Below are 4,204 nucleotides of genomic sequence, written 5' to 3'. Positions count from 1 at the left end.
TGATCTTGTAACTGAAAGCGGCTTAGCAAAAGTATCGATTGTAGGATCTGGAATGGTTTCAAACCCTGGTGTAGCAGCTCAAATGTTTACAGTGTTGCGCAATGCGGGTATCTCAGTTCGGATGATCAGTACGTCTGAAATTAAAGTTTCAGTGGTTGTACCAGAAGTTAAAATGTTGGAAGCGGCTGAAGTTTGTCACCAAACATTTGATGTTTAATTAATAGAAATTTTACCCTGACAGTCGTCGGGGATTTTTTTTTGAAATAAATTAAAAAGGAATGTTGGTATAGTTAATAGTAATTATTTTACTAGTGAGACACAGGAGTTATTGCGTCAGTTATTAGTTACACAGTACCGCTAATCATTTGCAACCGTTGCTATCTAACTTGTACAATAGAATGAGTGTCTTCTTATGGATAGAACATTAAAACTTATTCTTAATACAGAGGAGGCAAGGGGGAGGTCAATATGACTGAAAAAAATATTAAAAGTGAAGCCGGTATTTTAAGTGCTAATATCGCAGTGATTGTCACCTTTTTATATCTCATAAGTGTGGCAATGATTTTTTTAGTTACGGGTGATAAGAAGCTTGTTATTTTGCAAACTATCTGGTATTTATTAGGTGTTATGGTCATTATACTTATGCGCTTCATTAGTATTTCATATTTCGAAAAATATGCAGTTTGGCTTTATGGTCTGGGGATTTTGATGCTTGCTGTCGTGTTGATTTTTGGAAAAGAAGTGAATGGGGCAAAACGTTGGTTAGATTTGGGTGTCGTAAGTTTACAAACGTCTGAGTTTATGAAAATTTTCTTTATTCTCTATTTGGCAAAAATCATTGCGCATCATCGTGAAAAGAAGCAACAGGGGCAAGAACTGCTATTATTTGTTAAAGTGTTTTTAGTATTAATTGTACCTTTGGTGTTTATTTTTAAACAACCTGATTTAGGAACAGCAATCGTTTTCTTGCTGATTACTTGTGGCATGCTCTTTATTGGTGGTCTTTCAAAAAAAATCATCGCAGTCGCTGTTATATCAGGGAGTGCGATAATGGGTGGTCTCACCTACTTGATTATCTTTCAAAGACAGATTTTATTAGATATTGGAATGAAAAATTATCAATTCCAACGTATCGATACATGGATTGATGGTTCAGCCGTCGATGCCGATTCAGCTTATAATGTCGAACAAGCAGTTTTAGCAGTTGGTTCAGGTGGTTATGTTGGTAACGGGATGGATCCGCAAGTATATGTTCCGGAACGACATACTGATTTTATCTTTAGTATGATTGGTGAAACGACAGGATTAATAGGAAGCGCCATCTTAATTATTCTTTATTTTTTCTTGATGTATTATTTTATTCGTACATGTTTTTTAACAAAAACACTTTATCATACGTATGTGATTACAGGTATTTTAATTATGATGAGTTACCATATGTTCCAAAATATTGCGATGAATATTGGTTTAATGCCAGTAACAGGTATTCCATTACCTTTTATTAGCTATGGGGGCTCCGCTATACTTGCGAATATGTTAAGCATCGCTATTATTCTATCGATTCAACATCAACACTATAGTTCGGTCTTTGGTAGTGACCCCACCTTTGAAAAAAAAGAGGCGCTAACAAATTAAGCTGGAGTATGTTATTCAAGCGATTCTATGATAAAATAAAGTCATTGAATACAAGTGAAGGTGAGAGCGATGAAAACAATAAAATTAGCAAGTTTAGAAGAAACTGAGCGTTTAGGTGAAAGTATCGGCCGTCGTTTACAAGCAAACGATTGTGTTTTACTTGAAGGTGATTTAGGCGCGGGAAAAACTACTTTAACCAAGGCAATTGCTATTGGTTTAGATATAAAAGCAATGGTGAAGAGCCCTACTTTTACAATTATTAGAGAATACGAAGGGCGACTGCCGTTATATCACATGGATGCCTATCGTTTAGAGCATGCAGAAGATGACTTAGGCTTTGAAGAATATTTTAATAAAGACGGTGTGGTGGTAATTGAATGGGCGCATTATATTGCCCCTTTTTTACCCGCACATTTTTTGCGTTTATCGCTGAAACATATCGCTGAAACAACGCGTGAGATAACACTGGAAGCTGAAGGTACACACTATCAAGCCCTTATTGAGGAGGTATTAGCAGAATGGTAACATTAGCAATTGACTCATCTAATAAAGCAATGGCGATTGGTTTAGTTGATGGTAATGAAATAAAAGGTGAACTTGCCTTAAATGTCCAACAAAATCATAGCATCCAATTGATGCCCGCGATTCAATACTTAATGAAAGCTAGTCATGTAACACCTAAAGATGTGACGGCAATTGCGGTTGCACAAGGCCCAGGTTCATACACAGGCTTACGCATCGGTGTAACAGTTGCCAAAACAATGGCATGGGATCTTAACATTCCGTTATATGGTGTTTCCAGTTTGAAAGTATTGGCTGCAAATATCACGTGTTTTGATGGTGTGATTGTGTCTCTACTCGATGCCCGTCGCAATGCAGTGTACATTGGAGCTTATCGTCGTTCAGATGTGAGCGCCCCACTTGAAACGGTTATTGAAGATACATATCTCCCAATGGAAGAGTTAGTGGTGCAGTTAAAAGCACTGGATGAACCTGTCATTGTAGTAGGATCACATGCAGATATCTTATTGTATAAGACGCAATTTGAAGAAGCGTTGTCACAATGTGTTTTTGTTGAAGCAACAGATGGCATTCCATCTGGCGCAAGACTTGCACTGTTATCACAGTTTGAAGAAGCACAAGAACCTCATACATTTGTACCCAGTTATATCCGCATGACAGAAGCCGAAACTAACTGGCGGAAAGCCCAAGGATTAGACTGATGGATAATCAATTAACTTTTCGTTATGCTACGATCGCAGATATCGACCAGTTGCTTTTTATTGAGAAGACTTGTTTTGCAACGCCATGGGACCGTGCCTCATTTGAACATGAAATCACCATAAATAAGCATGGACATTACTTAATTGCTGAATATAACAATGAAGTTGTTGGTTATGCAGGCGCGTGGTTTATTTATGACGAAGGACACATTACGAATGTTGCAATTTTGCCGACATTTAGAGGTCGGAAATTTGGTAAACGCTTAATGAAAGCTTTACTTATTCTTGCTAAACAAAATGAAGTAAGCTACTTAACGCTAGAGGTTCGTGCGAGTAACCTTGTTGCTCAAACCCTTTATCAATCGCTTGAATTTCAAGCATTAGCGATTCGTAAGCGCTATTATACAGATAACCAAGAAGACGCAGTCATTATGCGCGTTGATTTTGATAATAACCAGACTGAGGAGGCGTAAGTAAATGAACGTGAGAATCGAAAAAGATACAATGGGAACAATTGAGGTACCTGCTGATCATTTATGGGGCGCACAAACACAACGCAGTTTTGAGAATTTTAAAATTGGCGATGAAAAAATGCCAGTGGCATTAATTATCGCTTTTGCTGAATTGAAAAAAGCTGCAAGTGTGGCTAACTACCAATTAGGGAAATTATCGCAAGTAAAACAAGCAGCAATTGCGACAGCGTGTGATGAAATTATTGCTGGCAAATGGCCTCATGAATTTCCTTTATCTGTATGGCAGACAGGAAGCGGAACGCAAACAAATATGAACATGAATGAAGTCATTGCATTTCGAGCGAATCTTCTCATTACAGAGGAGAACGTACATCCGAATGATGATGTCAATATGTCACAAAGTTCAAATGATACGTTCCCAACTGCAATGCATATTGCTGCTTATCGTCAAATTCATGCGCACCTTCTGCCAATCGTTAAAGAGATGACAGTCGTCTTAACACAGAAAAAAACAAAGTACCAACACCTTGTTAAAATAGGTCGTACCCATTTACAGGATGCGACACCCCTTACTTTCGGACAAGAAATTTCTGGTTGGGAAGCAATGATGAACGCTTCATTTGCACAAATTGAACAAAGCGCTCAGACTATTTTAGAACTTGCAATCGGCGGAACTGCTGTGGGGACAGGTCTTAATGCAGACCCGCGCTTTGGTGATTTAGTGGCAACACAATTAGCTGAACAAACGGGTTATCCATTTATTAGTGCAGCTAACAAGTTCCATGCTCTAACAAGCCATGATGCGCTAGTGTATACGCATGGCGCTATTAAAGGATTAGCAGCTAATGCAATGAAAATTGCTAATGATATCCG

At 38.2% G+C, this 4,204-nt stretch carries 6 protein-coding genes; all 6 read left to right on the top strand.

What is annotated here, in order from left to right; genetic code table 11:
• Window positions 1-217: ACT domain-containing protein (locus IKV95_RS02450; RefSeq protein WP_287451382.1), on the top strand; the 217-nt coding region annotated here is incomplete at its 5' end.
• A 251-nt stretch (window positions 218-468) separates the two neighbouring features.
• The gene (locus tag IKV95_RS02445; protein ID WP_069129175.1) at window positions 469-1,635 is read left to right on the top strand and encodes an FtsW/RodA/SpoVE family cell cycle protein; all 1,167 of its coding nucleotides are present in this window, start codon (window positions 469-471) and stop codon (window positions 1,633-1,635) included.
• 69 nt (window positions 1,636-1,704) lie between these two features.
• On the top strand, window positions 1,705-2,160 hold the full coding sequence (gene tsaE / locus IKV95_RS02440) for a tRNA (adenosine(37)-N6)-threonylcarbamoyltransferase complex ATPase subunit type 1 TsaE (RefSeq protein ID WP_029092388.1): 456 nt from the start codon (window positions 1,705-1,707) through the stop codon (window positions 2,158-2,160).
• A complete protein-coding gene (tsaB, locus tag IKV95_RS02435) occupies window positions 2,154-2,858 on the top strand; it encodes a tRNA (adenosine(37)-N6)-threonylcarbamoyltransferase complex dimerization subunit type 1 TsaB (RefSeq protein WP_287451381.1) in 705 nt (234 codons plus the stop codon). The genes tsaE and tsaB overlap by 7 nt, the downstream gene beginning before the upstream one ends.
• Window positions 2,858-3,331 carry a ribosomal protein S18-alanine N-acetyltransferase gene (rimI, locus tag IKV95_RS02430; protein ID WP_069129178.1) on the top strand — a complete coding sequence of 158 codons (474 nt, stop codon included), beginning with the start codon at window positions 2,858-2,860 and terminating at the stop codon, window positions 3,329-3,331. The genes tsaB and rimI overlap by 1 nt, the downstream gene beginning before the upstream one ends.
• A gap of 4 nt (window positions 3,332-3,335) precedes the next feature.
• On the top strand, window positions 3,336-4,204 hold an 869-nt coding region (locus tag IKV95_RS02425), incomplete at its 3' end, for a lyase family protein (RefSeq protein ID WP_287451380.1).

The organism is Brochothrix sp. (genome assembly GCF_017549435.1).
Lineage (GTDB): Bacteria > Bacillota > Bacilli > Lactobacillales > Listeriaceae > Brochothrix > Brochothrix thermosphacta.
This window is presented reverse-complemented; position numbering and strand designations above follow the sequence as displayed.

Coding starts and splice junctions, on each gene's coding strand:
- IKV95_RS02445 (WP_069129175.1), top strand. CDS start 469: ATGACTGAAAAAAATATTAAAAGTGAAGCCGGTATTTTAAGTGCTAAT.
- tsaE (WP_029092388.1), top strand. CDS start 1,705: ATGAAAACAATAAAATTAGCAAGTTTAGAAGAAACTGAGCGTTTAGGT.
- tsaB (WP_287451381.1), top strand. CDS start 2,154: ATGGTAACATTAGCAATTGACTCATCTAATAAAGCAATGGCGATTGGT.
- rimI (WP_069129178.1), top strand. CDS start 2,858: ATGGATAATCAATTAACTTTTCGTTATGCTACGATCGCAGATATCGAC.